The organism is Occallatibacter sp., assembly GCF_035317045.1.
GTDB lineage: Bacteria > Acidobacteriota > Terriglobia > Terriglobales > Acidobacteriaceae > Telmatobacter.
Map to the genome: position 1 here is coordinate 1 of NZ_DATHHT010000032.1, position 26,971 is coordinate 26,971.

Sequence of the window (26,971 nt, forward strand, 5' to 3'; positions counted from 1 at the left end):
CTAGTGGCCTGTCTGAGTGAATTCGTTACTGCGGATGCGTCGAGTTGGGTCTGAGTATTTCCATTGAAAAGGCCGAGCATTTGCGGAGTAGGCATTGATGTAGCGAAGCAGCTTGCGGGCCAGGTCAGAGACGGAAGTAAAGATGCCGCGTGCGATCACATCCCGCTCGATCTTGGCAAACCATAGTTCGACCTGGTTCAGCCATGACGAGTAAGTAGGTGTGAAGTGGAAGTGAACGCGGGGATTCTGTTGCAGAAAATCACGCACCAAGGTGGTTTTGTGAGCCGAGAGATTGTCGAGGATGATGTGGATCTGTTTGTGCCTGGGGCACCGCGAGACAACTTCTTTGAGGAAAGCAACGAACTCGCGGCTGGTATGGCGCGCGGTGGTTTTGCCGTGAACCCTCCCGCTGGCCGTATCCAGGGCTGCGTACAGGGACAACGTTCCATGGCGGTAATACTCAAATCCGTGGCGCTCGGCACGTCCGGGGGAAAGGGGCAGTACCGGGTCAAGCCGATCCAGCGCCTGGATGGCGGTCTTTTCATCCACACAGAACACCGCCGCATGGCGGGGCGGATTGAGGTACAAGCCTATGATGTCGGCAGCTTTGCATTCAAAGTCCGGATCGTCGCTGGCCATGTAACGCTCCAGCCGATGCGGCTTCAGTCCAGCTTCTTTCCAGCTGCGATGGACAGCGTATTTGCTAATCCCCAGGACTGCCGCCAGTTTGCGGCAGCTCCATTGTGTCGATCCATCCGTCGGCTTCTTGCGCGTAGCCGACAGAATCCTGGCCCGCAAAGCCGGGGTCAGAACGCAGGCAGATTGGCCCGGGTGATGAGTATCCAGTCCATCCATACCCGATTCAAGGAACCGCGCTTTCCATCGGCTGATAGTCGGCGCTGTGGTGTGCAGTTGTCGCTTGATCGTGGTGAAAGATGCACCTTCAGCGAGCATCAGAATCAATCGTGCGCGAAACACATAACCAGCGGGCAGAGAACGGGATTGTGCAATGGTGCTCAACTCCACACGCTGCTCTTCGCTCAGCACTACCTCATTGATCGGCATGACATCTTAGATGCCAACCCAACTAGTAACGTTTACTCAAGGACAGGCCACTAGTCTCTAGTCCTAGTCCTAATCCTGGTCCCCGTCTTAACCCCTGCCATTTACACTGAGACCGCATGACATGCGTAGCGATCGTCTCTAAGCCACGAAGGCAGGAACTCGCCCAGTTGCTTCCCGAACTGATCGGCTGGCTCCGCAAGCATGATTACGAGCCTCTGCTTGACTGCGAAGGCGCTACCTATACCGATGCTGCCCCCGCTGTTGATCGTGCAGACCTGCCCTCCCACAAGCCGAAACTGGTCATTGTGCTTGGCGGCGACGGCACTTTGCTCTCCGTGGCGCGCATCTTCGCCGCAACCGGAACGCCGATCCTCAGCGTCAACCTGGGCTTTCTCGGGTTCCTGACCGAAGTGCGCCTCGCCGATCTCTACACCACGCTCGAAAGCTGGTGCGACAACTGCCACACCCTTGATGCGCGCAACATGCTCCACGCTGAAGTCTTCCGCGACGGCGTGCCCGTCAAGGCATTCGAAGCACTGAATGAAGTCGTTGTCTCCAAAGGCGACATCGCACGCATGGGCGACTTCGCCGTGGAACTCGATGGCAAAAGAGTGGCCCGCTTCCGCGCCGATGGCGTCATCGTCTCCACGCCGACCGGATCCACGGCCTACACTCTGGCCGCCAACGGTCCCATCCTGACTCCTGACGTTGATGCACTCGTCGTCACGCCCATCTGTCCTCATCTGCTCACGCTGCGCCCCATCGTGGTGCGCGGCGATGCGCGCCTTACGGTGCGCGTCGAAGGCGTCCCCACGCAATGCCTTCTCACCGTCGATGGGCAAACGGGGTTCGAGCTTCACCTTGGCGACGAAGTCCGCTGCCAGCGCTCCGCTTACACGGTTAACCTGATCCGCCTTAGTGAAAGCGGCTTCTTCGACGCCCTGCGCAGCAAGCTCAGTTGGGGCGAGCGTTAACGCGGCATCGCGCACGCCCGATCGCAATTCGCAAATCCTGATGGAAGAAAAGGGAAGGGAAGTTCCTTTTACGGATGCAGTTCGTCCAGGAGCGCTTTCGCCTTGTTCGCGAGGTTGAGGGCGCCACCCGCATCTCGAGCTGTGAGCGCCTCGCGCGCCTCTTTCAGAAGCTGGCGAATCTGGGCGGCGGTCTTCGCTTCCTGGTCGTTCAGCTTGCGGGTGATGCCGTTCAAGGTCTTCTCGGTCGATGCGATCGAATCATCCGTTTGCTGCCGCACGTTCGGCGCATCGCCGGTGGAAAGTGTTCCGATCGCCGGAACGGGTGGCGCCTCGTTCGACGCTACCTGCGGATTCGTGTTCGCGGGCCTTCTGTGCTTCACGGGCTTCTTTACCGGTTCCGCTGGAACAGGGACTTGCGGCTCCGGCTGCACGGGTATCGAAACCTCGGGCGGAGGCAGATTGGTGGGCGAAGGCTCGGGCTTGGGCGGAGGCGTGTCCTCGATTGGCGGCGCGAACGGCTGGTTCTGCGCGATCTGGGTCTTGTGAAAGCACCCCGTCAGCAGCAGCGGCAACAACAGCCATGCAGCGCTCCCGGCGCTCAGCTTCATGTCTCCAACCCCTTTGTCTCTTCCACAATGGCCGGTTGCAGATGCCGGCGTCCCCATTCCGTGGCGGCGAGTGGAATGCGCAGTGAGAATTCCGTGCCACGGCCTACTGTCGATTGTACGTCGACGCTTCCATGGTGCAACTGCAAAATACGGTACGTCATTGCCAGCCCAATGCCGCTGCCGCCGCTCTTTGTTGTGAAATAAAGATCGAAAATCTTCTCCCGAATCTCCGGCGGAATTCCAATCCCTTGATCCGCAATCTTCAGCACCGCCATCTTGCGGTCGTCTTCCAGCGTCACGCGCAGCAGTCCGCCATTCGGCATCGCCTGCGCGCCATTCAGAATCACGTTGATCGCCGCCTGCTTCAGCAGATCCGCATCCACATTCACGATCAGCGGGTGCGCCGGGAGCCGTCCTTCCAGCTTCACGTTCCGCGTCGAAAGCTCTTCGTCCGCCAGTGCCAGCACATCGCCAATCAACTTGCGCAGATCCTGTTCCTGCAGCCGCAACTCTACGGGACGCGAGAAATCCACCAGCGTCTGCACCACGCGATCCAACCGGTGGATCTCCGCGTCGATCACTTCCAGGTGCCGTGTCGCCGGCGCATGATCTCCGCCCAGCTTGTTCTTCAGCAGCTCTAGATGCACCACGATGGCGTTGATAGGATTCTTGACTTCATGCCCCACGCCCGCTGTCAGCCTGCCGATTGCCGACATGCGGCGCGAAAGCTCCAACTCCGACTCGATCTGCTCCACGGATTCAAGGTCGTGCAGCGTGACCAACGCCCCCAATCCCATGCGCGTGTGGTCATCGTAGATGAAATCCACTGACGCCTGTATCCGGCGCCCTGTTTCTGTCTGGACTTCTTCCTGCACCAGCGTGACTCCGGCGTCGAAGGCCTCGCGAAGCGCTCGTCCCAGCACCGTGGAACTGTCGAAGATTTCGCGAGCCTGCAAACCAAGGATGTTGTCGCTCTCCACATGAAGGAAGCGCTGCGCGGCTTCAGACACGAGCACCGCCCGACCATCCCCCGTGAACAACAAGATGCCGTCTTGAAGATTTCCGAGAACCTGGTCGAGATTTTCCTTCAATGCCGAGAAAACCTCTTCCACGTTGCGCATGCGCTGCCCGATCCGCTCAATCTTTGTCGACACTCTTTCCGCGGTATCGAGCCGGGGCGCTTCGCCTTTCTCGCTCTGGCCCTCACCCAGCGTGGGATTCCAGTAGTCCAGTTGCATGCTGATCTCTTCCATGGGCCGCAGTGCCAGGTTGCTCAACAGAAACGCCACAACCAGCGCTGTTCCCAGCGTAAACGCCATCAGTTCAAACGCTTCTTTCAGTGATGGCTCATACACCGCCTGCAGCAGCGTCGTCCGCACACCCACATGCACGCTCAGGAAAGGCTGACTATTGCGATCCAGCGGCGCCACGATGTCAAACACCTTGGCCGGCCCATAGATTTCACGCATTTTGGTGATCGGATCGGCGGCAAGCAGGTCGCTATACTTGGGCCGCCACTGAAACACCTTGCCATTATTGTCAGGAAAGGTGCTGAGCAAAATGCGCGACTTCGTATCCACGATGTTCACGTCATATTCAGTCGTGGAGTACATGTTGGTCGAGTCGAGGGTTGCACTCAGGGAGGCGCTGCCTTTGATCGCTTCCTGAACCAGTTCCAGCAGCTTGTCCTGATCGTTGGGGTCGATCGTCTGGTCTTTCAGCTCTTCCAACAACGTATTCTGCAAGGTGGAGCGCACCAGATCGGCCACCATGAGATTCGAATCGTCCGACTGCTGAACGGCCGCATCGACCAGGTGACTCACGTACACCATCGACAGCACGCACGCGATCAGAAAAACTAACCCCGTAATCGCCAGAACGAGTTTTGTCTTCAGTCGCATGTCTTTCAAACACAGAAGCCGAACCACAACGCTCGAATCGGATGGCGCCGAAAATTGTTCGCAGCCAGCTCACATTCGCCTGCAAGCCGCTTTATGCCGCCGGATCTTCCCGCGAGTGGTTGTATTCCTTCAGCTTGTTGTGCAGCGTCTTCAGGCTTACGCCCAGAATCTCGGCAGCGCGGGTCTTATTCTGTCCCGTTGACTCGAGCGTTCTCAAAATCAACATACGCTCCGCCTCGTCCACTGTCGTTCCCACGCGAATTGACACAACATTCGCATCGGTTGCCCGCGCTGCCACCGGCAGTTGCGGGGTGCCGAATGTCCGCGGTAGGTGCGATACATCCAGCGGAGTCCCGTCCGGGCATAGGATTACCGCGCGCTCAATCGTATTCCGCAGTTCGCGTCCATTGCCTGGCCAATCATACCCCAGCATCCGATCAAGAATATGGTCCGAGAGCCCCGAGACGTGCCGCGTATGCTTCTGATTCATCTCGTTCACCATGGCCTCGGCCATTACCTGTAGATCTTCCATGTGTTCGCGCAGCGGCGGCATATGAATGTGAAACACATTCAACCGGTAAAACAGATCTGCGCGCAAATGTCCCCCCGCCACCGCATCCTGCGGATCGCGGTTCGTTGCTGCCAGCACCCGCACATCCACATCCTGTTCGGTGCGCGCTCCTAAACGGCGCAGTTTCCGCTCTTCCAGGACGCGCAATAACTTGGCCTGCGTACCGATCGGCATATCGCCCAGTTCGTCCAGCAGCAGCGTGCCACCCGTTGCCAGTTCAAAGCATCCCGCTCGCCGCTCCGCCGCGCCTGTAAATGCGCCCTTCTCGTGGCCGAAGATCTCGCTCTCGATCAGCGTTTCAGGAATCGCCGCGCAATTCACCGCCAGGAACGGACGTCCCTTGCGTGGACTTAAATCGTGCAGCGTCCGCGCCACCATCTCTTTGCCGGTTCCGCTTTCGCCTGTGATCAGCACCGACACATTCGAAGGGGCGATCTGTTCAATCAGCGCGAAAATCTCCCGCATCGCCTTCGAACTGCCCACCATCGACCCCAGGATGCCGGTGTTCCGCAATTGCCTGCGCGTAACTTCCAGCTCAATTTCCGTCGCCCGCTGCCGGGTCGCATTCGCAAGGATTGTCCGCAGCCGCGTCGCATCCACGGGCTTCTGCAAAAAGTCGTAAGCACCCAGTTTCATCGCATCCACCGCAAGCTGAATCGACCCCTGCGCGGTCAGCAGTACTACCGCTATATTCGAGTTCGCGCTCTCTGCAAGCTTGGTCAGCAGTCCGATCCCGTCCATCCGCGGCATCTTCAAGTCCGTCACAACAATCGCCGGACTCCACACCAGCGCCTTCTCCCAGCCCTCGATGCCGTCGCGCGCCGTCTCCGTCTGGTATCCCCAGCCGGAAATCAGCTCCGCCAGTCCCATCAGGGCATGGGGTTCGTCCTCGACAATCAATACCTTTACCGGGTTGTGCATATCGTCTTTCGATGCAAATATTTCGCCATGCGGCGTCGAAGTCCAGCTTTCATGACTTCGGCCCGCTCCCGAGTGTATCCAGTTTAGACCGCCTTATCGGTCAATTCGGCCCAGCGGGCGTAGAGGACGTCGTTTTCCTCCTGGGCCAACTCCAGTTCCCCCAGGGCCGCCTGCAGCGCCGCCGCATCCGAGGCAATTGCCGGGTCTTCCACCCGTCCCCGGGCCGCCGCCAGACGCTCATCGCTCTCCTCCACCCGCTGCTCAATCGCGGCAAACTCCCGTGCCTCCAGATACGAAAGCTTCTTCTTCGCCGGCGTTTGGATTTCGGTCTCGGGTGAGCCTCTCTGCTCCCTGCTCCCTGATCCCTGATCCCTGATCCCTGTCTTTTGCTCTTCCATCCACGCTTCCCACTGCCCATAATCCGCAAACCGCCCGATATGCCCATCGCCATCCAGCCCAAGCACGGTCGAAGCCACCCGATTCAGGAGATAGCGGTCATGTGTCACAAGCAGCAGAGCTCCCGGAAACTCCAACAGGTTTTCTTCCAGGATCTCCAGCGTCGGAATATCCAGATCGTTCGTAGGCTCATCCAGCAGCAGCACATCCGCCGGCTCCAGCATCAGCTTCGCAATCAGCACGCGCGCTCGCTCGCCGCCGCTCAAATTCCGCACCGGCTGATTCAGTTGCTCGCCCGTAAACAGGAACCGCGCCGCCCAGCTTGCCACATGCACAACCCGTCCCTGGTACACGAGCCCGTCTCCCTCCGGCGCCAGCGCCCGCCGCAACGTCAGACTCTCATCCAGTTCGCGCATCTGGCTGAAATACACCAGCCGCAGCGCATCCGCCCGGCGAATGCTCCCTTCCGCGGGTTCCAGTTCGCCGCGCAACAGTCGCAGGAACGTCGTCTTCCCACTCCCGTTCGGCCCCACCAGCCCCACCTTCGAACCGGCAGTAAGAACAAATTTGAGTCCGCTGAACAGCCTGCGTTCGCCAATGTCGCAAGCCACGTCATTGAATTCCACCAGCCGTTTCGTCTTCCGCTGGGTCGCCTCAAAATCAATCCCCGCGGAGTTCACCGTGGTCCGCGAATCCATCGCCGCAAGCTGCCCGATCATCTCGTTCGCCGAATCAATGCGCGCCTTCGATTTTGTCGTCCGCGCCTTGGGCCCTCGCCGCAGCCACTCAATCTCCGTCCGCACCCGGTTGCGCAAGCTTTCCTGCTGCTTGCTCTGCGATTCCAGATACGCCTCCCGCTCCTCCAGAAAACGGCTGAAGTTGCCCTTCACCCGAAACAGGCCCTCTGCGTACACGCGGTTCAGTTCGATAATCTCGCTCGACGTCGCCTCAAGAAAATAGCGATCATGACTCACCGTCACCACGGCAAAATTCGCCGCGGCGAGCAACTCCTCCAGCCACTCGATCCCAGCGAGATCCAGGTGATTCGTCGGTTCATCCAGCAGCAGCACTTCAGGATGACTCACCAGCGCCTCGACAATTGCCAGGCGCTTGCGCCACCCGCCCGAAAGCGAAGCTGCCTCCGCCGCCAGGTCCTCGAATCCCGCCCGGCCTGAGAGTTCCCGCAGCCGCCCCTCGCGCTCGCCTTCATTCACGTGCGCGGACGTCAGCGCCGTCTCCAGCACTTGCCGAAGCGTCAGCCCCGCCGCAAATCGCGAATCCTGCGGAACATACGCTGCCCGCGCCCGCTTGCGCACCGCCAACTCACCCACATCCGGCTCAACCGCCCCAGCGAGAATCGCCAGCAGCGTTGATTTCCCCGCGCCGTTCGGTCCAATCAGCCCGATCCGCGCCCCATCCTCTACCGTGAACGAAATGTCCTTGAAAAGAGGCTTGGCCCCAAATTGCTTCGTAATCGTCTGTGCATTCAAAATCGGTGGCATCTCTCTTTAGATTACCGTCCAGCTCCGACCGTGACCGTTTTTCGAAACATGCCGCTCCGGGTTCCTGTCATGTTGAACGCGGGTCGCGCAGCGATCGAAGCCGTAACAACTGCGGTGAAAATTCAGACATCGGCACGAACGAGGGTGCCCCATCCAAGCTCCGCTTGGGTGGGAAAGCACAATCTAACCAGCAGCGATTTTCATCCTTTCCGGGTGTCGCGCAGAGCCATCCACGCTGCGGTTGCTCCTGGGAATGTCCCGTGTCCTACACTGAACCCATGCTCGAATTCGAAATCTCGCCAGCCGACACCGCCGCGCTGCTCCGCGAAAACAAGACCCGCCTTATAGATGTCCGCGAGCCCTGGGAGTACTCCACGGCGCACATCGAACCCAGCACCCTCATGCCCATGGGCGACGTTCCAGCCCGCGCCCACCAGGAGCTCGATCCCGAAGTGCATCTGACGGTCCTCTGCCATCATGGCCAGCGATCGCTCAATGTCGCGGCATGGCTTCGCAATCAGGGCTTTGAAAACGTGCAGTCCCTTCGCGGCGGAATTGACGCATGGTCTGATGAAGTGGATCCGAAGGTTCCGCGCTACTAGCGTCCGAACGAATAGGTGACCTGGAAGATCCCGTTATCCACGCCGGGATTCACGGTCGCGGTGTCCTTGTTTGAAAAGTGATGGTAGCGATACTCCGCGCGTATCGACCGAGTTTTCGATCGATAGAATTCGATGCCAACGCCGGCGTCAAATGTGAAATTGAACGAACCCGCACTTTCGACAGGAACTGCTCGCGTGGAATACATGTATCCGCCGTGGCCGATCACAAAGATCTGCGTCTTGTTGCGCGGAAGGAAGTTCAATTGCAGCCCCATGGGAGACATTGCTTCCCCCGCAGTCCATTGACGCCCACAGGTGTTCGAGTATGTGTAGGTATACGGAGTGCCATTGAACGTAGCTGTACCCGTTCCCGATGAAGTGTGGCAAGCGGTATAAGGGACCACGGTCTCATTGATCGGCGGCACCGGCGGCGCTGGCGGGTTCCACTGGAGAATAAAGTGAGAGGTGGGGTCGCTCTCGAGAGCCAGCGGCATCACTTCACCGTTGTATTCCAAATTCACAACGTGATTGAGAATGAGACGCCGGCTGTAGCTCGCACCCAGAAGGAACAGCCTGCGGTTCTCCGCTTCGCCAAGAAGAATATGGCTTGAATCATTGGAGTATGCAGTGAAGACCCCAAATGTGTTCTTCCTCGCAAAATAGCTTTCTTTCTTCTCCTGCGCAGATGCTGTGCCTCCGACGAAAAGAATCATTGCGAGAACGATGATGACGCCGGCCAAACTGCGCCGCCGCAGGCGGACACGCTCGTTTTTCGGCAAGAGAAAGCCCTTTCGGAGGACGGGACTGATTGCAGCGCCTATACTTTTGTTTTGACTGCGACATCGATTATAGGGGAGCACTTTTTATGTCTTCGCCCGCCGTTGCATTTGCCACTGAGAACCACCCGCGCTTTTTGAATGAACTCAAGAACCTCCTGCGCATTCCTTCAATCTCCACGCTCCCGGAACATAAACCCGATTGCCGCCGTGCCGCCGAGTTCCTCGTCTCCGAACTCAAACGCATCGGCATTGAAAATGTCCGCATCATCGAAACCCAGGGTCATCCGCTCGTCTATGGCGACTGGCTGCACGCTGCTGGGAAGCCCACCGTCCTCATCTACGGTCACTACGATGTCCAGCCCACCGATCCGATCGATGAGTGGCTCTCGCCGCCGTTTGAACCCGCCGAGCGCAACGGCAACCTCTACGCCCGCGGCGCCGTCGACGACAAAGGCCAGGTCTGGATGCAGGTCAAGGCTCTCGAAGCGCTCCTCGCCTCCAACAAATCTCTCCCCCTCAATGTCCGCGTCCTCTTCGAAGGCGAAGAGGAAGTGGGAGGGGAGGGAATTGCGGACTACGTTGCCTCAAAACCTGCCAACCTCAAAGCCGACTTCGCCCTCGTCTCCGACACAGAACTCTTCGCTCCTGGCCTGCCCACCCTTTGTGTTGGACTGCGCGGCATGATCTACACCGAGCTCGAAGTGCGCGGCGCCAAGACCGACCTCCACTCCGGCATGTACGGCGGTGCTGCTCCCAATCCTTTCACTGCCATCGCGCAGATCATTGCCCGCCTCAAAGACGAGAACGGCCACATCCTTATCCCCGGCTTTTACGACGACATCATCCCGCCCAGCCCCGAAGAACTCGCGGCATGGAGGAGCCTGCCTTTCGACGAGGAGCACTACCGCATCGCCGAAGTCGGTTCACGCCAGCTTGTCGGCGAAAGCGGCTACAGCGTCCTCGAGCGCACCTGGGCTCGTCCCACCCTCGACGTCCACGGCATCCCCGGCGGCTTCACAGGCGCTGGCGCCAAAACCGTTATCCCCGCCAAGGCTATTGCCAAGGTCTCGATGCGCCTTGTCCCCGGCATGACCCCGACTAAGGCGTTCGCCCAGTACAAGAGCTACGTTGAGAAGATCGCTCCCACCGGTGTCGACATTGACGTCCGCCTCATCCACTCGGGAGACCCCTGCCTCATCCCCGTAAACAACCAGTACATCCAGGCCGCGACCCAGGCTCTCAGTGAAGTGTGGGGCAAAGACACGGTCTTCATCCGCTCCGGCGGCTCCATTCCCATCGTTGGCGACTTCGACCGCCACCTCGGCCTGCCCAGCGTCATGATGGGCTTCGGTCTTCCCGACGACAACATCCACGCTCCGAACGAAAAGTTCAATCTCAAGAACTTCGAACTCGGCATCCGCTCCCTGATCCGATTCCTGGAGGAGGCGGGCCGTTGAGCCTGCCGCACCTTCACATCCCTGCGGTCGTGGATGGATTCATCCTCGCCGGTGGTCAATCTCGACGCATGGGGCACGACAAGGCACTCACCCTCCTCGCCGGTGTCCCTCTCGTTCAACATGCCTCGAACCTCCTCCGTTCCGCTGGGCTCGAACCCCGCATCGCCGGCGCCAAAAGCGACCTTTCCTCGATTGCCCCGACCCTGCCGGACGACCCGAACCAGTCCAGCCTCGGCCCCCTCTCCGGCATTTGTTCCGCTCTCGCAAATTCTTCCGCTCCTCGCGCCCTCTTCCTTCCCGTCGATCTGCCGCTCCTGCCCGCGAGCCTGATCGGTTATCTGATCCATCACGCCACCGTCGCCCAATCCGCCGTCACCGTCGTCTCCGTTGCCGGATTCATTCAGACCTTTCCGGCCATCATCGACACCGCCGCACTCCCCTCGCTCCAATCGAGTCTCAATTCCAACGACCGCAACTCGTTGCGCGCCTTTCGTGCCGCGGCGGATATTCTCTCCAGACCCTTCTCCGTCCTGCCCGTTGAGTTGCTACTTCAGGCCGGCCAGGTCTCCAGTCCTCAGGCACTTCCCCCGGGAGTCTGGTTCCTCAATATCAACACTCCTCAGGATCTCCTTCAGGCAGAAGCTCTGCTCGCCGGGCGCCATGTTCAAGTAATCTGATCTCGTGGCTTCTCCAGACTCCAACGCCGAACCCACCGGGGTTCCATCTTCGGATGTGCCGATCCCCGACGTCCCCGAAATACCGCGGGACTTGCTGGTTGATATCGCTGGAGGCAAACCCGCGCCAACCGACGAAGACGAAGAGCCCACAACCTGGCCCCTGATCTCCTTCAAGCATGTCTCCATGTGGTTCGGCGAACGCAAGGTCCTCGACAACGTCAGCTTCAGCGTCAATCGCGGCGAAACCCTCTGCATTCTCGGCCGCAGCGGAGTCGGCAAGTCCGTCTCACTGCGCATCCTCATGGGCTTTCTCAAGCCACAGGTCGGTTCCATCCGCGTCGAAGGGCAGGAAATCAATGCCTACACCGAAGAGGAAATGCAGGTGGTGCGTAAGCGCGTCACCATGGTGTTTCAGAATGGAGCGCTCTTCGACTCGCTCACCGTTCGTGAAAATGTAGCCTTCCCCCTGCGCGAACGGGGCGGGCAGGAAGAGGACCAGGTCCAGCAGGTTGTTGACCGTCTTTTGGGTCTCGTCGGGGCTGAGGACGTACCTGATGCGTTACCTGCCAGTTTGTCCACAGGACGCCGTCGCGCCGTCGCCATCGCACGTGCGCTCGCCTCGCAGCCCGAGATTGTTCTTTATGATGAGCCCACAACAATGGTTGATCCCATCATCGCGCGCAGATTGGGCGGCCTCATCCAGAGACTCAAGCAACAGCTTGGATTTACAAGCATTATCGTCACCCACGATATGCGATTCGCCGAACGGCTCGCCGATTCCGTGCTCTTCCTGGACGAGGGGCGGGCAGCCTTTTTTGGGCCCCTCCGGGACTTCATTGCCTCTCCCGATCCCAACATTCAGCAGTTCCTCACCCTCGATGCCTATGTGTTACCTTCAGTTTAAGAGTTGATGACTTTATAACCAGAGTTCTTCATAATTCAGATGCAGGCAATTTTCCCTGGTTAAGCAGAGCAAGTGGTTCAAACCGGCAGGAAGATCCCCGCAATTGGCAAGACGATTCCTTGTTGAAGGTCCTTTGCACCTCACTCGTTGCCTTTGTGTCACGCTGTCGCCCCGTAGAAGTTGCAATTGAATGACCCGCGAAAGACACAATTTTCTAACCGAAGCAGTACGCTCAGTGTGAGGTTTGGGTGCTCCAGAGATCTCTGCGCTTCGCAATCATCTGCGAAGAAGAAACAACAGGATTCCATCCTTGCGGAAGCCGCACGCCTCACGTCACCAAAGTAATGACGGTAACGACGTTTCAGCTGCATATTGAGCAACCTTTCATAAACTGGAGTGTTCCAATCGTCAGTACTCATCGTGCCAGCAGCAGGTGTTCGGCTTCCCATCGTTTCCTGCAATCTAGAAACCACCACCCCCACTTTCCAACAGTAGCTTTGGGCTTCCGAGGTTAGCGGACGGATATGGCGACATCCGATTTCTGGCAAAGAGTCTCAGCGTCTGTAGCGGCCCAATCCGATTGGTCGACAGACACCGCGCGGGATTCGTCACGCAGCTCGCAAGGCAAAGTCAAGTTCTGGATCTTTCTTGACGTCCTCACCGTTCTTGTTTCCGCCATCATTGCCACAATTTACGAACGACACACCAGCCCCGTCGTTGGAGCGCGTGAGTTTTACAACGGAACGCTCTTTCACGGCCGCTCCATGTGGATATTGTTGGCATTGTTTTGCGCTTTTGCCGTCACCCTCGTCATCTCCAGTCGGCGGCTCCATCTTTACTCACCCAAAAGCTTGAGTTCGTTCCTGCACGAACAACGCCTCACAGTGCAGGTGTGCTTCACCTCCGGACTGCTGCTCACCGGGACCCTCTATCTCGTTCGGGCCGAAGATATTCCCAGGCGCGTCGTTCTCATGACGCTGGTTCTGGTCACGGTTTGTCTGTGCCTGCGCCGCCTGATCTACCGGACCCTGATGTATCGCAGATTCGAACGCGGCCAGGACACCCGCAACGTCCTCATTGTGGGCACCGGTGCCGAAGCGCACGCCCTCCGTCATCACGTTGAGAGCATTCGTCACCTCGGCTATACGTTCAAAGGGTTTATCGAATTTCCGGGTGCCTCGTCGCAGATGATGTCTTCGAGCGGCGATGTTGTCGGCACCCTCGACACGCTCTTTCAGCACGCCCGTAAGCAGTTCGTCGATGAGATTTTTTTCACCAGCCCCTCCGAGCGCGGGGTAGTTCTGGATGTACTCGAGAAATCCCGCCTGCACGGCGTCGATCTACGCATCGTTCCCGATCTTTACCAGGGCCTCGCCTGGAACAGCCCAGTCGAATACATTGGCCAGTTCCCGACCATCCCACTGCATCGCGGCCACGTTCCCGAACTCGGATTCGTGCTCAAACGCGTCCTCGACATCCTCTTCGCGGGACTCCTGCTCCTGGCTCTTTCGCCGTTTCTGCTGCTCGTCGCCCTTGTCATCAAGTTTGAATCCAGGGGACCGGTTCTGTATGCTTCCGAGCGCATCGGCAAGAAAGGCCGCGTCTTCCGCTGCTACAAGTTCCGCACCATGGTGCGCGATGCCGATCAGCGCCGCGCCGAATTCATGCACATGAACGAGCGCGATGGCGTCCTGTTCAAAATCACCAACGACCCCCGCATTACCCGCCTGGGCCGCCTCCTCCGCAAGTACTCGCTCGATGAGTTGCCGCAGTTCATCAATGTCCTCCGTGGCGACATGAGCGTTGTCGGCCCTCGTCCGCCGCTCGCGAGCGAAGTCATGGAGTACAAGCTCAATCACCTTCGCCGCCTCGATGTCACACCCGGCATTACCGGCCTATGGCAGGTGCAGGGCCGCCAGGATCCCTCTTTCGACAGCTACGTCTCCCTCGACGTAACCTACATCGAAAACTGGAGTCTCTGGCTCGACATCAAGATCATCGTCCGCACCATCGGCGTAGTCTTCTCCGGCACCGGCTCCTAAGCCTGCAAAGCAGCGAACTCGATCACACCGCCAACCTGCTGACTTGCTATCGGCGCGAAGCACCGCTGACCCGCCAAGCCGCAACTCCCTATCCCTACACTTACTCCCTACTCCCTAGTCCCTCTTTCTCCCCCCTCTGCTTTAAACTGGACATGTGAAGATCGCACTGGCCCAGATCAACCCCACGGTCGGGGATTTCACCGGTAATCTTGAAAAGATTCTTACGGTTACCCGTCGCGCCGCCGACTTGGGCGCCCGACTCACCGTCTTCTCCGAACTGGCCATCTGCGGATACCCTCCGGCCGACTTCCTTGAGAAACCGAGCTTTCTAGCCCGTTGCCGCCAGGCCGTCGATGAACTCGCCGAAGCCACGCGCAACCTGCCTACCGCGCTCATCGCGGGCGTCGCCTTGCCCGCCCCACCTGACGCCGGGAAGCCGGCGGTCAACGCTGCCGTTCTTCTCGACCGCGGTCAGGTCCTTCTCGAGCAGCACAAGCGCCTGCTGCCCTTCTACGACGTCTTTGACGAACAGCGCTACTTCCTGCCCTCTGGCCAGCAGCGGGTCGTCGAACTCGACCACGTGCGCCTCGCCATCTCCATCTGCGAAGATGCCTGGAACGACAAGAACTTCTGGCCGCGCCGTCTCTATTCCTTCGATCCGCTCGAAGAGTTGATGCGTCAGAGTCCAGCCATCCACATCAACCTCTCCTCTTCGCCCTTCTGGCATTCCAAGCGCAAGGTCCGCCGCGAGATGCTCGCCGCCATCGCACACCGCGACCGTATCCCGGTCATCATGTGCAACCAGGTAGGCGGAAACGACAGCCTTGTCTTCGATGGCTCCTCTCTCGCCCTCAACGCCCACGGCCAACTCATTGCCCAGGCAAAATCCTTCGAAGAAGATCTCGTGATCGTCGATCCCTTCGACGCGCAGCCGATTCGCGATCCGCTTGAAGATGACACCGAGGCCGCCTGGCGCGCTCTTGTCCTCGGCACCCGCGACTATGTGCGCAAATGCGGCTTCAGCAAAGCCCTCATCGCCCTCAGCGGAGGCATCGACTCCGCACTCGTCGCCGCCATTGCCGCCGAGGCCCTCGGCAGGGAAAATGTCCTCTGCATTGGCATGCCCAGCCCCTTCTCCTCGCAGGGCTCCATCGACGACAGCCGCGCCCTTGCCGCTAACCTCGGCATTCGCTTCGAACTCATCGGCATCAGCGACCTGTTCCACCAGTACTCGCAGGCTCTCGAGCCGCTCTTCAAAGGCACACAGTCCGGACTTGCTGAAGAAAATCTGCAGGCACGCATTCGCGGCAACTTGCTCATGGCGCTCTCTAACAAGTTTGGCTCGCTCGTGCTCACCACCGGCAACAAATCCGAAATGGCCGTTGGCTACTGCACGCTCTACGGCGACATGGTCGGCGCCCTCGCCGTCATCGGCGATCTCATCAAAACGCGCGTCTACGCAATCTGCCGCTGGCTTAATCGCGAGCGCGAAGTCATCCCGCTTCCGATCATCGAGAAACCTCCCTCCGCCGAATTGCGCCCTGGACAGAAGGACACCGACTCGCTGCCGCCCTACGATGTCCTCGATCCGATTATCGAGGCCTACGTTGAGCGCTATGAGACTCCTGAGTGCATCGCGCAGAAGAATGGTTTTCCCCTCGAACTCGTCCAACAGATAGTGCGCCTGGTGGAGCGCTCGGAGTACAAACGCCAGCAGGCCGCCCCCGTTCTCAAGGTCACGTCGAAGTCATTCGGCATGGGTCGACGCTTTCCCATTGCCGTCAAAGTGCAGGTATAAGCTAAAGGTTGGGAGTCTTCCCGCCGCTGAAGGAGATATTCGCTTGATTCGTAATGCCGCTCGACTGGCCGCTGTTATCACGCTGGCCATGCTCTTCTCTCCCATCCATCACGCCATCGCGCAGGAACAAACTCCCGCCACACCCGCACCCGCTCCCGCAGCGCCAGAAGCAAAGGCCCCCGTGTTTCCCCCGCCCGATCCGGCTGATTTTAACGCCACCTCGCCCACCAAGGAAGTCGTCAACGCCTTCATGCAGGCCAATCTCGGCTTCGATGCCAACGCCATGTGGCAGGTCCAGGCAATCCAGAAGACGCAACTTGCGGGTATCAGCAAGGTCATCGTCTTCATCGGCGATAAGACCGGCAAGCAGCAACCCTATCGCTTCGCCTTCTTCACCACGCCCGACCAAAAGCACATTATCGTCGGCGAAAAGATCGTCCCCTTCGGCGATCGTCCCTTTGCCGAGAACCGTTCCACGCTCCAGGAGCGCGCCAACGGCCCGTATCGCGGTTCGGCGACCAAGGATCTCGAACTCGTCGAGTTCGCAGACTTCCAGTGTCCCCACTGCAAAGCTGCGCAGGCCAACATGGAAAAGCTCCTTACCGATTTTCCCAAGGCGCGCATTGTCTTCCAGAACGATCCGCTCGTCTCGATTCATCCACAATCGTTGACGGCAGCGGAATATGGAACATGTGTCGCGAAGCTGGCCGGCAGCACTACCTTCTTCCAGTTTGCTTCCGCGGTATTCGACGGGCAGGATGGCCTCGCGACAGCCGATGGCGCCACCCTTACTCTGAATAGCGCCGCCACCAAGGCAGGCCTCGACCCAGCCAAAGTATCGGCCTGCGCCGCGTTGCCTGAAACCAGGACAGCCGTCGAATCTTCCATCCAGCTCAGCAAGGATCTCGACATCGCCACCGTGCCCACACTCGTCATCAACGGTCGCGAAGTTCCTGCCAACGCGCCCTATGAAACGTTGAAGCAGATCATCGAGTATCAATCCAAACTGGACGGCATCGCCCAGTAGTTGTGCTTTGAAAGCCCACCGAGGAGTTCCATGTTCCCATTCATGCGCGCCATTTGTGCATGAATGGGAACCCCGTCACGGTGTCGACTGCCCCCGCTCGATCCGCAACATCGGCGAGTGTCCCGGCGCCTGTGTCCCGCGAATCACATGCGGCGTAATGATGATCAGCAAGCTGGCATAATTCCTCTGTACATCGGTGTCCGTCACCGTGTTCAGCCCCGGAATCTCGGTCAGCCCGGGTAACCCGCTGAGCGCATGGCTCTCTTCCTTGTCCACCTGGCTAACGATCACCACGCCTGACCCATCTTTCAGTGTCGCCACGCCAGAATAGCTGCGATTGTTCAGGATCGGCACCCCGTTCAGCGACGAACCTCCCAGTGCCGTAATCTTCAAATCCATCGTCAGCGCCACATCACCGTTGCGCACCACGCGCGGCGTTGCCTTGAACGTTAGTCCAAGGTCCTGGTACTCAATCTGCGGAATCGTCTGCGCCCCCGAATTCAGCTGCGAGAGCAGGGAACTCAGGCTTCCCGAAGTTCCCGCTGTCGTCAGCCCGGGAATGTTGATTCCCGACGAACCCAGGTTTGAAAACTGCGACGTCTGGATCGGATATCGCGATCCGCTTCTGATCGTGCCCTCTTCGCCGTCGCCCAGGTGCATTTGAATGTCGTCCAGTTCCCGCGACTCCGAAGAGTTCAAACTCAGATTGAGTGTCGCGGGTGGCGGCGAAAGGCCCGACAGCGTCAGCCCCCCGCCAAACAGCGCGATGCCGTTCTGAAACAGCGAACTCGAAACCTGTCCTGACGCCAGCAAAATTCCCAGAATCGCCAGCGTGTCGCCCGGTGAAGCCAGCCCCGATGAAATGATCTGCTGCACCAGCGCCTGGTTCTGATTCAGAATCGACTGCTCTTCCGCGAATACATTGAATGCAGTGATTTGCTGCGGCAGCTGCGCGCCCGTGTTGCGTTGGTTGGTGTGCGCCAATTGGATCAACCGGACATCCAGCAGCACCTGGCTTCGTCCATCCAGCAGTGCGCGCAGCGTCGCATTGAACGCGTTCAGCTTGTCCGTTGTCGCACGAATGGTCAGCGTTCCCGAACTCTGCTGCACCACCACTTGCTGCAACTGGAACACATTCTTGGCCAGGGTTCCGATCTCGGTCATCTCCGCCGTTGCCATCCCGCCCAGGTAGACCGTCTCAAACTCCTCGCGCATGTACTGCTGCCGATTCTCCCGGGTGTCTCTGGCTACCAGCGCGCGATGCGCGTCCAGCGGCACCGTGAACGAATCGGTCGCCATATTTACAGCCTGTATCGCCTGCGTAAACGTCGCGGCGTCCATATCGAAGCGCAACGGCGGCCCCGTCACGCTCTGGTCCACTGACGTTTCAATTCCGAATGACCGATACACCGTCTGGATCACCGTGCGGCGATCCGTCTTCAAATGGAAACTGTGCGTGCCTGCCACCGGCTCCAGCATTGGAGCCGGCCCCAGAGAATCCACCCCCTGCTCGTACACCGGCTTCGATTGCGTTGCCGCCACATCAGCGGCCATCTCATCCAGGTGCGCCGCAACCTCGATGTTGTGCGGTTCCAGTGCCGCCGCCTTCTGCAATGCCGCCTGCTCGGCCGTCTTGTCTCCGCGGATGCGCGCCTTGGCCGCCGTCTGGATCAGGTCCGTGACTTCATGACTGCGCGCCACCTCCGTCGCCGCGCCATAATTCGGATTTCCCGGATCCAGTTCCGCCGCCTCTTCGTAATCGCGTACGGCCTCGTCATACTGTTGCTTCTCGAAGAGCTTCGTCGCCCGCAGATACAGCTTCGTTGCGCGCCTGCGATCGCTTCCCGTAATTCTCTTTTTGGGGGCCTTCTCTTTCGCCTGCTCGGCTTGAGCGCCGTTCCCCGCGGCATTCGACGGCGCAGGCGTCTGCGTCTGCTGCGCCCATCCCGGCACCGCCATCAACAGCATCGCAATCATTGCCGCAAAATCCGCCCGCATGATCTTCATGCCTTGCCTCGCGTCGCTGCCAACAGATCAGCCAGCGTCGTCGTGCATACTTCAGGCCCGTGCTCCAGCAACTCCTCAAACGAAAAGTGCCCGGTGGCGACCGCGATTACCGCCAGCCCATTGGCATGTGCCGCTTCAATGTCCCGCGGTGTGTCGCCCACCACACATATGCTCGCCTCTGCTCCCGCCAGCTCGCGTGCCTTCTTTGCGGCGTGCCCCACCAACTCAGAACGGACAGGGAAGTGGTCGCTGAACCCGCCGAATCGAAACCATTCGCGCAGTCCCGCGCGCTCCACCTTGATCCAGCCAATCATCTCCAGGTTACCCGTGGCCACGCCCAGTGTCGCGCCGCGGTCCGCCAGATGCTTCAGCGTCTCTTCCACGCCCGGCATCAGAATCGGCTGCAACTGATCTCGTCTGTCCGCCACGTTTTGGCACATACCCTTAAGTATCGCCGCCATCTGCGGCTCCAGCACGGCCGCTGGAACGCCTGCCAAAGCGCAGGCCTCGCGCAGGATCGACGTATCGGTGTTTCCTGCCAGTGACACACCCTGGAGCGAGACCTCGAGTCCCATCACCTCCCGCACTGTCGCGGGCAGGCTGTCCATGTGTACGCGGTCGCGGCTCCGCAAAAGCGTGCCGTCGATATCGAACAAGTACGCGTCCTGCCCATCCCAGGCAAACCCGCTCTTGATTGCAGTTCGCGCTTCGTTGTTCTGTTGAGTTGTCTGCATGCCGATGCGGAGCTGGCTTAGCCCTGGCGTATACCCTGGCGTGCGGCTCCGAATATAGGACGTTCACTGCGTGGCGGACGCTTGAGCCCGGCGCGAATCTCTGCCAGGCTGATGCCCAGTTCTGCCATCGTCCGGCTGAGCGTGTTGCGGTGGATACCCAGCTCCTCTGCAGCCTTGCACTGGTTTCCCTTGTTGGCCGCCAGCACTTCGCGCAGATACTGTCTCTTGAACTCCTTCACCGCATCCTCATAGCGAATTCCGGTGGAATGCATCTGTGTTACCAGGCTGTCCAAGTCTCGTCTCACGTCAACCTCTTGCTCTATTAGATTGCCACAACCGGCAGGCTTCAGCCCGCGAAAAATTATTTGCCCTTTTGGTCGTTGATTAGCTTCTGCGATTCCGCTTCCAGCGTCTGCAATTCCTTGCGCACACGGTCGCCCAGTCGCGAAGGTGTAACGTGGACGCTCACATGGAGTGCACCGAAGAAATAACGCGGCAGCCTTGCTTCCGTCAACCACACAGTTTCTGGAAAGAAGGCAACCGTAACAAGAAGGCACACCAACACCAATACGATCCCTTCCACAAAACCGAAAACCGCGCCGCCCAAACGATCCAGGCAACCCAGCCCCACCTTCTCAAAAACCTTGGCCAGGATCGAACCAAGAATCGCCGCAACCACCATGACTAGCAGCGCGATCACCAGGAACGCGACTGCGTTCGCCACCTCTGCCGAATGGATCAGAGGCTTCAGCATTGCCGCCAGCCGCCAGTAATTCCACGACGCCAGCGCCAGTCCTGCGATCAACCCAGCCAACGAAAATGCCGAACGAAAGAATCCTCGCGCAATGCCTGCCAGCACCGCCACCGCCAACACCACCACGATGATCCAATCGACCATCGTCAATCCGTTCATGCTCATGCCTGTGCGTCCAGGTCCCGCCCCGTTAACCGGCGAAATGCCTCAAGGTATTTATGCAGTGTACGCTCCACCACGTCCTGGGGAAGACTCGGCGCGGGAGCTTGTTTGTTCCAGTGAATGCTTTCCAGGTAATCGCGCACAAATTGCTTGTCGAAACTCGGCTGCGCCCCGCCGGGCTTCCACAACGATGCCTCCCAGAATCGCGATGAATCCGGCGTCAGAACTTCGTCCGCCAGCACAATGCCGTCCTGCGTCATTCCAAACTCAAACTTCGTATCCGCGAGGATCAACCCCCGCGACTCTGCGTGCCTGCCTGCCTTCTCATAAATCGCCAGCGTCAGCCGCCGCAGCTCATGCGCCACATCCGCACCTACCGCCTTCTCTACGGCTGCGAATGAAATGTTCTCGTCGTGCGTTCCGTCCTGGCTCTTGGTCGAAGGAGTAAACAGCGGCTCCGGCAATCGCGATCCGTCCAGCAATCCCGCCGGCAGTTTGATCCCGCTTACCGTCCCCGCGGCCTTGTACTCCTTCCACCCCGACCCCGCAAGGTATCCCCGCGCTACACACTCCACAGGAAACATCTGCGCGCGCTTCACCAGCATCGACCTGCCCTCAAGCTGCTCTGCATAGGCGTGCAACTCGACTGGATAATCTGCAACTTTCGTGGCAATCAGATGATTCGGCACGATCTCCCGCACCAGGTCGAACCAGAACAGCGAAATCTGCGTCAAAATCTTGCCCTTGCCCGGAATTCCCGTGCCCAGCACATGATCGAATGCCGAGATGCGGTCCGTCGCCACCAGCAGCAGCGCATCGCCTACGGCATACAAATCGCGCACCTTGCCCCGGCCGATGAGCGGAATCGTGCCTAAATCTGTCTTCAAGAGTGTTGTCATGGAAGGATCTTGCCTCGGCGTCGTGAATCTCCGATTTTCTTGCCCGCGCCTCGCTTTGTCAAACCCCCAAACCACTGAATATTTACCGCCGCGATAGCCGGATACGATTCGCGCCGGGAATTCCACAATACCCTGTGACAGCCGTCACGGAGCGCCAAACGAAGTTGAGCGAAACTGCATTTGTCACCAAGGTTCGGGAGCCAGTAAATAGACTCCTTTGAGCCGGGCGGCACGAGGCGGCAGTGGAAAGGGGAAGCCGCGGCTAGCTTCGTTTTATTGGGATCGCCAGTAGCTGTGTACTACCGACCTCCAGTGCCAGCTACTGGTCCCCCGTCTTCATCTTGTGTACTTTCTTAGTATTCCAAAGCAAGCGCCTCCGAAGCGAAGATTTCCTTCGGAGGCGATTTTTTTCAACACAAAAATCGGTCGCCGCAATTTCGCAATTTCTGAAAACATCTCTGTCGACATGCCTGTTGCCCGTTCATCCAAAATGAGCAATTGCCGACCGCTAGTGCAATAACTTCTGAGCCAAAAATAGCCCGGCGATTGCCGAAAATGTTGCACACCCTGCTACTGTCAAGTGCCCCATCGCCACCGTGCGCTCCAACCTCAACATTCCAAACACAAAATTCCCAGCGGAGTCTTGCAGGTAATTACGCGAGTTTAAGGCACAATCATCGTAGCCGAAGAATGTTCGCCCTGCGGATCAATCAGGCGGAAGTGGGTACCCCCCCACCCCCCCTCTAAATTTGCAGTGTTCCACAAAAAGTTTGCAGAAAATCCGCCGTTGTAAGTAAGACCAATTCAGTCGGCAGCGAAATATGTTGACCAAAATGTCATTTCTGGATTGCCCACTACACGACCGGAAGTGCTACTGATGCTAAATCCCCGCCCATTTTTGTTTAAGGCAGGTCGAACCATTTTCCTGATTGGAATCTCCCTTTCTGTCGCAGTGACTTCAGGCGTCTCTCAGGCGGTCAACACGCCTGCGGCTAAATCCGCCGCAGACGGAGATGTGACGGTTCATTCCGATCTCGCCTTCGATGTGGTTTCCATCCGGGCAAGCAACGCTGACCCTGGTCAGCGTCGCCTGCAAATCGTTCCGGGCGGTGATCAATACGAAGCAATCGGGTTGCCACTAGGATGGACGATCGTGATGGCCTATGTTCCGATGCTTCCGGTATCAAAGAATCGCATCGTTGGAGCGCAGGGCTGGGTGTGGAACGACAATTACGACGTTGTCGGAAAGGTAGGCGGAGCTGACCTGCCCGATTGGCAAAGAATCAGCCAGCGTGGACTCAGGGGGCAAAACCCGATGGTGCAGACCATGCTGCAAAATGCTTTGGCCGACCGTTGGCGGGTGGCCCCGGTTTCTGTGATCTTATCCAAACCACAATGAGGGTGCCTCCGGTCCCTCGCCTTTGGGGACCGGGGATGGAACCTTGAGGCGTTCGGGTGATTCACCGCCTATGCGGAAGTAACCCTGAAACGCAAAACGGGGGTTATTTCCGTATCGCCCACGATCCAATTCGTCAAGCCGCTAACAAAAGGGGTTTAAGTCAATCAGTTCCATTCTTCCGCCTGCTTTTCTTGCACCTCCAGATCCCGGTGGAGTAGGCGCAGGTCTTTTTGGATGCAATCCATACGGTCAGAAATCCACGCGAGGTCTACTTGGCAACTCGCCACCATCTTCAAAATCCGACGGCGCTCGGCCTCGCAGAATTCAATCCGCCCTTGAATAGCCGCGATTTTGAAAACGTGCCGCGTGTCCATTTGGCTCACCGGAATCACGGCTGCGGTAGGAGATTCCGGAAGGCGTGATTGGTGCGAAGATTGTGATCCGGTGCGCAGCGAATTGCAACTGGGAAATATCGCCTCGCCCGCGCAGACGTGCGAAGAAGCCCGCGCCATCCAATTACTGCTACCGCCGCGGGTCGCAGCCATTGGCGACGGGGCAGCCTTCAAAGAAGCGATGGATCATCCAACACATCAAACGTTTGGGCGATAACTTTCGATTCTGGATGTGCACCGTCTAACCGGCAATTACCCGTTAAGCAACATCCGGCGACTCATCGCCAACTTTTATCCCATAGAACTCCTAAAACAGGCAGATCGTGGCCGATCGGTCAACGCTTGTTGATCAGGCATTCTGCTTCCCAGCCCTTCTCCATTCCGATCGTACGAAGACTGCACATCTCATTCCTTGCCTTTACTCGCTATAATTCGAAAATCCACTGAGAGGCAGAAAACATGGGCTTGAAGAGATTCCTCCTCCTCGTCACATCCGTTGCCGTTCTTACCGCATCGTCGCTCGCACAGACCCTGCCGGCCGGCGTTCAGAAAGTGACATCCATCGAGGGCGTCACCGAATATGCCTTCCCCAACGGACTTCACGTCCTGCTTTTCGCAGACAACTCCAAGCCCAAAATCACAGTGAACGTCGTCTATCACGTGGGTTCGCGCAACGAGGGCTACGGCGAAACCGGCATGGCCCATCTGCTCGAGCACATGACCTTCAAGACCTCGACCTCCGGCCACGAACTGTTCAAGGAACTAACTGACAGGGCAGGCGGTTCGTTCAACGGCACGACGGACTACGATCAGACCATGTACTTTGAGACCTTCAACGCCAGCGAAGACAATCTTCACTGGGCTCTCGGTCTTGAAGCCGATCGCATGGCGCGCATTCCCATGCTCAAAAAAGATCTCGATACCGAAATGACCGTCGTGCGCAATGAAATGGAAGCCGGCGAAAACAATCCGGTCGAGGTTCTTGAGGAACGCGTTCTCGCCTCCGCATTCAACTTCCACAACTACGGCAAAACCGTTATCGGCAACCGTACCGACGTTGAACGGGTGCCCGCCGAAAACCTCGCAGTCTTCTACAAAAAGTATTACCAGCCAGACAATGCCGATCTCGTCATCGCCGGGCAATTCGATGAATCCAAGGCTCTCGCCATGGTGGCTGAAACCCTCGGCGCTCTTCCCAAACCAGATCGCGAACTGAAGCAGCCCTATGTCTCAGAGCCTACCCAGGAGGGCGAGCGCTCCGTGATCCTTCGCCGCGTCGGCAACATTCAGGCCGTCGTGGTTGTCTATCACGTTCCCGCTGCGCTTCACCCCGATATAGCGGCCCTCCAGGTGGCCTCGCAGATCCTTGGAGCGCCGCAAACCGGCCGTCTTTATAAGGAACTCGTCGACTCCAAAAAAGCCGTTTCCGCCTCCATGAGCACCGAAGCCATGCACGACCCCGGAGTCGTTGAGGCATTCGCGCAACTCAAGCCCGACCAATCCCTCGACGACGCTCAGCAAACCCTTCTCAAAGTTGTCGAAGGCTTTGCCGCCAATCCTCCCACGGCAGAAGAAGTCGATCGTGCCAAGGGCCGCATCCTGAAGAACATCGAGCTTGCCCTCACGAGTTCGCAAACCGTCTCTATCATTCTCGGCAGGTCCATCGGCCAGGGCGACTGGCGCACACTGTTTCTAAACCGCGATGAAGTTTCCAAGGTCACTCCCGATGATGTAACACGTGTCGCCAAAGCCTACTTCAAATCGTCCAATCGCACCGAGGGCGAATTCATCCCAACCACCACTCCCGACCGTGCGGAAATTCCCGCGACCCCAGACCCCGCCGTCGTCTTCAAGGACTACAAGGGCGGCGCCGCCATCGCACAGGGCGAAACCTTCGATCCCACTCCGCAGAACATTGAAGCCCGCGTCATCCGCGCCAAGTTGCCCAACGGCATGAAACTCGTCATGTTCCCCAAGAAGACGCGCGGCGGCACCGTTGTGGCTCGCATCAACCTCCACTTCGGAGACGAAAAATCCCTCTACGGCCAAGGCGCCGCAGCCGAAATCACCGGCTCGCTCCTGATGCGCGGCACAAAGAACAAAAACCGTCAGCAGATCCAGGACGAAACCGACCACCTCAAAGCGCAGATCAGCGTCAACGGCGGGGTCGACCAGGCAAGCGCCAGCATCCGCACCCTCGACGCAAACCTCGCCGACTCCCTTCGCCTCGTGCGCGAACTCCTCCGCGAGCCCTCCTTCCCCGAAAGCGAATTCGAACAGGTTCGCCAGCAGCGTATCGCAGGTGCTGAGGCCGGCAAGACCGAACCCAATAACCTCGTTCAGATCGACCTCTTTCGCCACCTCAACGGGCAGTACACGCGCGGCCAGGTCCACTACGTCTCAACCCTCGACGAACAAATCGAAGACAACAAGAAGGTCACGCTCGACGATGTGCGTTCGTTCTACCAGAAGTTTTACGGCCCCGGCGAGGGCGAAATCGTCCTCAGTGGCCAATTCGATCCCGAACAGATGCGCAAGCTCGTCACTGAGCTCTTCGGCGACTGGAAGAGCCCCAGCCATTACCAGCGCGTCCCTGATCCCTACACCAAAGTAGAGGCCGTCAATCACAAGATCGAAACACCCGACAAACAGAACGGACTCTTCCTCTCCGGCATGCCGCTCAAAATGAAAGACACCGATCCCGACTATCCCGCGCTCACCATCGCCGGCATGGTTTTTGGCGGCTCTCCCAACTCGCGCATCTTCCGCCGCATCCGCGTCAAGGACGGCCTCAGCTACGGCGCCGGCGCACAGTTCCAGGTCCCCACCGAAGACGATTCCGCAGTTCTATCCGGCTTCGCCATCGCCGCCCCGCAGAACATGCCCAAAGTTGAAGCCGACTTCAACGAGGAGTTAGCCCTCGCTCTCAAGGACGGATTCACCGCCGACGAAGTGGATAAAGCCAAGAAGACCTGGCTCGATGGACGCACCGTCCAGCGCTCTGAAGAAGGCTCCATCGCCGCTCTCCTCATCAGCCGAGAGCACTTGGGCCGCACCATGCAATGGGACGCCAAACTCGAAGCCGCCGTCGCCGCACTAACTCCGCAGCAGGTCAATGACGCCTTCAAACATCACGTCGACCCCGCTACCTTCACCATCGTCAAAGGTGGTGACTTCAAAAAAGCCGGCGCCTACCAATAGCGCGAACACTCAATCGCCGCACTTCGGCGTCGGTCATACCGACATCGGTAATTTCCAAACTGGGTGCCCCAGGTCTCGCTTCTGAGACCTGGGAATCTAGCTCGCTTCCCCGAAAATCCCCCAAGAATTGTCATGTTGAGCGAAGAGCAGCGAAGTTGAAAAATCTGCCTTGAAAATTCAGACGTCGGCACGAACGAGG

The 26,971-nt window shown here is 58.6% G+C and carries 22 protein-coding genes; 10 read left to right on the plus strand and 12 right to left on the minus strand.

Going from position 1 to position 26,971, the window contains the following annotated elements; genetic code table 11:
- On the minus strand, positions 1-1,065 hold the full coding sequence (locus tag VK574_RS15530) for an IS630 family transposase (RefSeq protein ID WP_472800771.1): 1,065 nt from the start codon (positions 1,063-1,065) through the stop codon (positions 1-3).
- 116 nt (positions 1,066-1,181) lie between these two features.
- Between VK574_RS15530 and VK574_RS15535 the strand changes: the two genes are divergently transcribed.
- Positions 1,182-2,039: an NAD(+)/NADH kinase gene (locus tag VK574_RS15535; RefSeq protein ID WP_472800772.1), complete on the plus strand. Its 858-nt coding sequence runs from the start codon at positions 1,182-1,184 to the stop codon at positions 2,037-2,039.
- Between the two features lie 68 nt (positions 2,040-2,107).
- Here VK574_RS15535 and VK574_RS15540 read toward each other — a convergent pair whose 3' ends face one another.
- The 4 genes from VK574_RS15540 to VK574_RS15555 form a co-directional block, all read right to left on the minus strand.
- A complete protein-coding gene (locus VK574_RS15540) occupies positions 2,108-2,647 on the minus strand; it encodes a hypothetical protein (RefSeq protein WP_472800773.1) in 540 nt (179 codons plus the stop codon).
- Entirely contained in the window at positions 2,644-4,548 is a 1,905-nt protein-coding gene (locus tag VK574_RS15545; RefSeq protein WP_472800774.1) for a sensor histidine kinase, read from the minus strand. The genes VK574_RS15540 and VK574_RS15545 overlap by 4 nt, the downstream gene beginning before the upstream one ends.
- Before the next feature lie 91 nt (positions 4,549-4,639).
- Positions 4,640-6,040 (minus strand): sigma-54-dependent transcriptional regulator, encoded by a 1,401-nt coding sequence (locus VK574_RS15550; RefSeq protein WP_472800775.1) that lies wholly within the window; start codon positions 6,038-6,040, stop codon positions 4,640-4,642.
- A gap of 83 nt (positions 6,041-6,123) precedes the next feature.
- A complete protein-coding gene (locus tag VK574_RS15555; protein ID WP_472800776.1) occupies positions 6,124-7,938 on the minus strand; it encodes an ABC-F family ATP-binding cassette domain-containing protein in 1,815 nt (604 codons plus the stop codon).
- A 260-nt stretch (positions 7,939-8,198) separates the two neighbouring features.
- On the opposite strand from VK574_RS15555, the gene VK574_RS15560 reads away from it, so the two are divergent.
- A complete protein-coding gene (locus VK574_RS15560; RefSeq protein ID WP_472800777.1) occupies positions 8,199-8,540 on the plus strand; it encodes a rhodanese-like domain-containing protein in 342 nt (113 codons plus the stop codon).
- Here the strand turns inward: VK574_RS15560 and VK574_RS15565 are convergent.
- On the minus strand, positions 8,537-9,319 hold the full coding sequence (locus tag VK574_RS15565) for an acyloxyacyl hydrolase (RefSeq protein WP_472800778.1): 783 nt from the start codon (positions 9,317-9,319) through the stop codon (positions 8,537-8,539). The two genes, VK574_RS15560 and VK574_RS15565, sit on opposite strands and share 4 nt — an antisense overlap.
- Positions 9,320-9,405: 86 nt before the next feature.
- Between VK574_RS15565 and VK574_RS15570 the strand changes: the two genes are divergently transcribed.
- From VK574_RS15570 to VK574_RS15595, 6 genes are all read left to right on the plus strand, one after another.
- Positions 9,406-10,776, plus strand: a complete 1,371-nt coding sequence (locus VK574_RS15570; protein WP_472800779.1) for a dipeptidase — start codon at positions 9,406-9,408, stop codon at positions 10,774-10,776.
- Complete coding sequence (gene mobA, locus VK574_RS15575) at positions 10,773-11,453, plus strand: molybdenum cofactor guanylyltransferase (RefSeq protein WP_472800780.1); 681 nt, start codon at positions 10,773-10,775, stop codon at positions 11,451-11,453. Before VK574_RS15570 ends, mobA begins: the two co-directional genes overlap by 4 nt.
- Positions 11,454-11,457: 4 nt before the next feature.
- Entirely contained in the window at positions 11,458-12,357 is a 900-nt protein-coding gene (locus VK574_RS15580) for an ABC transporter ATP-binding protein (RefSeq protein WP_472800781.1), read from the plus strand.
- 524 nt (positions 12,358-12,881) lie between these two features.
- Positions 12,882-14,399 (plus strand): sugar transferase, encoded by a 1,518-nt coding sequence (locus VK574_RS15585; protein ID WP_472800782.1) that lies wholly within the window; start codon positions 12,882-12,884, stop codon positions 14,397-14,399.
- A gap of 154 nt (positions 14,400-14,553) precedes the next feature.
- Positions 14,554-16,197, plus strand: coding sequence for an NAD+ synthase (locus VK574_RS15590; RefSeq protein WP_472800783.1), 1,644 nt, complete (start codon positions 14,554-14,556; stop codon positions 16,195-16,197).
- Between the two features lie 43 nt (positions 16,198-16,240).
- Positions 16,241-17,224: a DsbA family protein gene (locus VK574_RS15595; RefSeq protein ID WP_472800784.1), complete on the plus strand. Its 984-nt coding sequence runs from the start codon at positions 16,241-16,243 to the stop codon at positions 17,222-17,224.
- A gap of 75 nt (positions 17,225-17,299) precedes the next feature.
- On the opposite strand, the gene VK574_RS15600 is transcribed toward VK574_RS15595, so the two are convergent.
- The 5 genes from VK574_RS15600 to VK574_RS15620 are packed head-to-tail and all read right to left on the minus strand — an operon-like array spanning position 17,300 to position 21,780.
- A complete protein-coding gene (locus VK574_RS15600; RefSeq protein ID WP_472800785.1) occupies positions 17,300-19,231 on the minus strand; it encodes a hypothetical protein in 1,932 nt (643 codons plus the stop codon).
- Positions 19,228-19,965, minus strand: coding sequence for an HAD family hydrolase (locus VK574_RS15605; RefSeq protein WP_472800786.1), 738 nt, complete (start codon positions 19,963-19,965; stop codon positions 19,228-19,230). Before VK574_RS15605 ends, VK574_RS15600 begins: the two co-directional genes overlap by 4 nt.
- A 17-nt stretch (positions 19,966-19,982) precedes the next feature.
- Positions 19,983-20,270 carry a helix-turn-helix domain-containing protein gene (locus tag VK574_RS15610; RefSeq protein ID WP_348261622.1) on the minus strand — a complete coding sequence of 96 codons (288 nt, stop codon included), beginning with the start codon at positions 20,268-20,270 and terminating at the stop codon, positions 19,983-19,985.
- Between the two features lie 56 nt (positions 20,271-20,326).
- Entirely contained in the window at positions 20,327-20,878 is a 552-nt protein-coding gene (locus tag VK574_RS15615) for a CvpA family protein (RefSeq protein WP_472800787.1), read from the minus strand.
- Positions 20,879-20,880: 2 nt separating this feature from the next.
- On the minus strand, positions 20,881-21,780 hold the full coding sequence (locus VK574_RS15620; protein WP_472800788.1) for a phosphoribosylaminoimidazolesuccinocarboxamide synthase: 900 nt from the start codon (positions 21,778-21,780) through the stop codon (positions 20,881-20,883).
- Between the two features lie 877 nt (positions 21,781-22,657).
- Here VK574_RS15620 and VK574_RS15625 point away from each other — a divergent pair.
- The gene (locus VK574_RS15625; RefSeq protein ID WP_472800789.1) at positions 22,658-23,179 is read left to right on the plus strand and encodes a DUF3738 domain-containing protein; all 522 of its coding nucleotides are present in this window, start codon (positions 22,658-22,660) and stop codon (positions 23,177-23,179) included.
- A gap of 164 nt (positions 23,180-23,343) precedes the next feature.
- On the opposite strand, the gene VK574_RS15630 is transcribed toward VK574_RS15625, so the two are convergent.
- Entirely contained in the window at positions 23,344-23,724 is a 381-nt protein-coding gene (locus tag VK574_RS15630) for a hypothetical protein (RefSeq protein WP_472800790.1), read from the minus strand.
- A 312-nt stretch (positions 23,725-24,036) separates the two neighbouring features.
- Here VK574_RS15630 and VK574_RS15635 point away from each other — a divergent pair, with 312 nt between their 5' ends.
- Positions 24,037-26,772 carry a M16 family metallopeptidase gene (locus VK574_RS15635; RefSeq protein WP_472800791.1) on the plus strand — a complete coding sequence of 912 codons (2,736 nt, stop codon included), beginning with the start codon at positions 24,037-24,039 and terminating at the stop codon, positions 26,770-26,772.
- The last annotated feature ends 199 nt before the right edge of the window (positions 26,773-26,971 follow it).